3 protein-coding genes and 1 pseudogene are annotated in these 3,824 nt (G+C 62.4%); all 4 read left to right on the top strand.

Going from position 1 to position 3,824, the window contains the following annotated elements:
- The first annotated feature begins 245 nt into the window (after window positions 1–245).
- Window positions 246–1,580, top strand: coding sequence for a nucleotide sugar dehydrogenase (locus AC2VOU_RS13180; RefSeq protein ID WP_486957783.1), 1,335 nt, complete (start codon window positions 246–248; stop codon window positions 1,578–1,580).
- The gene (locus AC2VOU_RS13185) at window positions 1,580–2,566 is read left to right on the top strand and encodes an NAD-dependent epimerase/dehydratase family protein (protein ID WP_486957784.1); all 987 of its coding nucleotides are present in this window, start codon (window positions 1,580–1,582) and stop codon (window positions 2,564–2,566) included. Before AC2VOU_RS13180 ends, AC2VOU_RS13185 begins: the two co-directional genes overlap by 1 nt.
- Before the next feature lie 5 nt (window positions 2,567–2,571).
- Complete coding sequence (locus AC2VOU_RS13190) at window positions 2,572–3,543, top strand: NAD-dependent epimerase/dehydratase family protein (RefSeq protein ID WP_486957785.1); 972 nt, start codon at window positions 2,572–2,574, stop codon at window positions 3,541–3,543.
- A pseudogene (locus tag AC2VOU_RS13195) lies at window positions 3,540–3,824 on the top strand (hypothetical protein); the annotation flags it as partial. The gene AC2VOU_RS13190 and the pseudogene AC2VOU_RS13195, both read left to right, overlap by 4 nt.

The following is a 3,824-nucleotide window of genomic DNA, read 5'->3' on the forward strand; positions in this document are numbered from 1 at the left end:
AAATTGCGGCTATGCCCGGACACCCCCGAACGCGTGTATACCGATGATGCACGTGTAGATCACTATACATACCGCTTGTCGCTGTGTACAGTATGTAGCTAACTAGCAGTATCTTCAAAGCATCTAAAACATTCAGACATCCGTTTTGGTGGCTTCAAAGCAAACCGACGGATAACAGCAACCTCAGCACCCGGCTGAGCTCGGGAAACGGGTGCGAGACCAGCGACAAGGCGGGGAGTGAGTGAGTGAGTACTACTAGATATGACGTCGGCATCGTCGGGCTTGGATATGTCGGCCTGACGCTTGCGACGGTGCTGGCCGAGACGGGTAAAACGGTGATCGGCATCGAGAAGCGCACCGAGGTGGTCGACAAGACCAACCGCGGGATCCCGCACTTTTCCGAGACCGGGCTGGAGGACGCCCTGAGTAGGGTCGTCGAGTCCGGCAAGCTCTCTGCCAGCGAGCAGTTCCCCGAGGGTACGGCGTGCGACACCTACATCATCACGGTCGGGACACCGCTGTCGGGCACCGGCGTTGCGCGGCTCGACATGATCGAAGCCGCGGCCGGCCAGGTCGCCGCCAACATGGAAGACGGCGCGCTCATCGTGCTGCGGTCGACGGTCAAAGTCGGGACCACCCGCGACGTGGTGTCACCGATCCTCGCCGCGTCGGGGAAGCGGTTCGACATCGCCATGTGCCCCGAGCGCACGCTTGAGGGCAACGCGCTCCAAGAGTTGCGCGAACTGCCGCAGATCATCGGTGCGGATGAGTCGGCGGGATCTGACCGGGCTGCTGCTTTGTTCCGGTCACTGACCAACTCGGTCGTTCAGGTGTCCAGCCCGGAGACGGCCGAGATCATCAAGCTGGTCGACAACACTTACCGGGACGTGCAATTCGGCTTCGCCAACGAGGTCGCACGGGTCTGCGACGTGTACGCCGTCAAAGCCCACGAGGTGATCTCGGCCGGCAAGCTCGGCTACAAACGCACCAACGTCGCACTGCCCGGGTTGGTCGGTGGACCGTGCCTGGAGAAGGATCCGCACATCCTGGCGCAGAGCGCCCGCGAGCGCGGCATCGATCTCGAAATCACGACTGCCAGCCGCCAGGTCAACGAACGTCAGCCTTCCGAGACGGTACGGTTCATCGCAGATGAGGTCAACAAGCGCAATCTGGCTGTCCCGCTGAGGATCAACATCCTGGGCATGGCGTTCAAGGGCGCCCCCGCGACAGATGACCTGCGTGGGTCGATGTCGGTGAAAGTCCTCGACGAGCTCAAGAAGGCCTTGCCGGACTGCAAGATCGGGCTCTTCGACCCCGTCATCGACCCCGACGAGCTCGCGGCTCAATTCCCCGACGAGCAGGTCTATGGCCGAGTGGGTGATGCGATCAGCGGCGGTGCCGACGTCATCGTCATCGCCAACAACCACCCGGCGTTGGGGCGCATCTCGCCGCGCACCATGACCGAGTTCATCGAGCCAGGAGGCTTTATCTTCGATTACTGGAACCACTTTGGTCACCTTCCCGATTCTGAGATGGGCGACTCGTACTTCGCAGTGGGCAGCAGCGGACGGGTGCTCTGATGGCGCAACGGGTAGTGGTCACCGGGGGCACCGGTTTCATCGGGTCCTATCTGGTGCGGCGACTGGTGCGGGACGGCTGGGACGTCGGTGTCGTCGACACCATGGTCCGTGGCGATGCCGGCCGCCTGGCCGAGGTCATCGACGACGTGGAGCTCTTCCCGTGCGACGTTCGCGACGAGGACAGCCTCGTCGAGGCGTTCAAGGGTGCCGACGTGGTCATGCACCTCGCGGCGATCAACGGAACCGAGAACTTCTACAAGCATCCAGAGCTGGTGCTCGATGTCGGGATCCGGGGAGCGATCGCCGTGGTGAATGCCGGCCGGACCGCCGGTGTGCCCAACTTGGTGGCCGCCTCGAGCGCGGAGGTCTACCAGACGCCGGCGATTGTGCCGACGCCCGAGACGATCTCGCTGACGTTGCCGGACAGCTTGAACCCGCGCTACTCCTACGGCGGATCGAAGATCGGGACCGAGCTGATCTGTTTCAACTACGCCCAGGAGCACTACAACAGCGTGCAGGTGTTTCGGCCGCACAACGTCTACGGGCCGGACATGGGTTTCAAGCACGTCGTTCCGCAGTTCATTCTCAGGGCCGCAGCAGATTACGACGCTGCGCGAAGCGTGGCCGTGCCGTTCCCGATTCAGGGCGACGGCAGTGAGACCAGAGCGTTCTGCTTCGCCGAAGACATCGTCGAGGGGATCTTGACCATGTACGCCCACGGTGGGCATCGCGAGGTTTACCACATCGGAAATGACGAAGAGGTGACGATCCGCAATCTCGCCGAGCGGGTGGGCAAGCTCGTCGGGGTCGAGCTGGACATCCAGCCCGGCGATGCGCCCGAAGGTGGCACCCCCCGTCGTTGCCCGGACATTTCGAAGATGCGAGCCCTCGGTTACCAACCGGAGGTGGGCCTCGACGAAGGCTTGGAGCGCACCGTCGCCTGGTATCTGGACAAGAGCTCCGACGTCGCGAACACCCTGCTGTGACCGGGATGGACAAGAGCGCGCGCATATACGTCGCCGGGCACCGAGGCATGGTGGGCTCCGCGATCACCCGGAAACTGCTCGAAGACGGGTTCACCGATGTGCTGACCCGCACACACGCCGAACTACCGCTCGACGATGCGGCGTCCGTGGAGGCATTCTTCGCGGCACAACGGCCAGAGTTCGTGGTGCTGGCCGCCGCCAAAGTCGGTGGGATACAGGCGAATGTCACCCGCGGTGCCGAATTCATCCGGGACAACCTGGCGATCCAAACCAACGTCATCGATGCGGCCTACCGTCACGGCGCACGCAAGCTACTTTTTCTCGGTTCCAGCTGCATCTACCCCAAGCACGCTGAACAGCCCATCGTGGAGGAGGCACTTCTCACCGGCCCGCTGGAAGAAACAAACCTGCCATATGCGGTCGCGAAGATCGCCGGCAAGACCATGTGCGACGCGTACTTCACCCAGTACGGTTTCAACGCGTTCACCGTGATGCCGTGCAACGTCTACGGCGTGGGCGACAACTGCCACCCTGAACACTCCCACGTCATCGCCGGCATGATGCGCCGCTTCCACGAGGCCAAGGTGTCGGGCGCAGAACAGGTCACCGTGTGGGGCACTGGCTCACCGATGCGCGAATTGATCGACGCCGACGATCTCGCCGACGCATGCGTATTTCTACTGCGCAGCTACGATGGCGGCGATATGGTCAATACCGGATCGGGACAGGAGATTTCGATCCGAGACCTCGCTCTGCTGATGAAATCGGTCGTCGATTTCGACGGCGCCGTGCATTTCGACGCGAGCCGCCCGGACGGGACGCCACGCAAGTTGATGGACAACAGCAAGCTGTCGGCTCTGGGGTGGCGTCCATCGCTGACCATCGAAGCGGGCCTGGCCAAGATGTACCGATGGTTTGTCGAGTCCGGGGCGGCATCCGCTGGACTGGTCGGCGCCCAAGGGACACAACAGCCATGATCCAGGTCCTGTGCTGGTTACTTCCTGCCTCACGCCTGAAGAATCGGCTGCTACGGATGTTCGGCCACGACATTCATCCGTCGGCCCATATCGGCCCCAATCTCGTTGTAGGCGTGGTGAAGTTCGAGATCGGCCAAACTGCGGCCATCGGCCCCTTCAACGTGTTTCGCGGAATGGGCCTGGTCCGGTTGAGCGAGTACTCGATCGTCAACTCATGGAATTGGATTTCCGCGCATCCGGTCTACCGCAACGTCGATCCCCGTGCCGGCACACTTTTTCTC

The sequence above is a fragment of the Mycobacterium sp. TH-M25 genome (genome assembly GCF_057473665.1).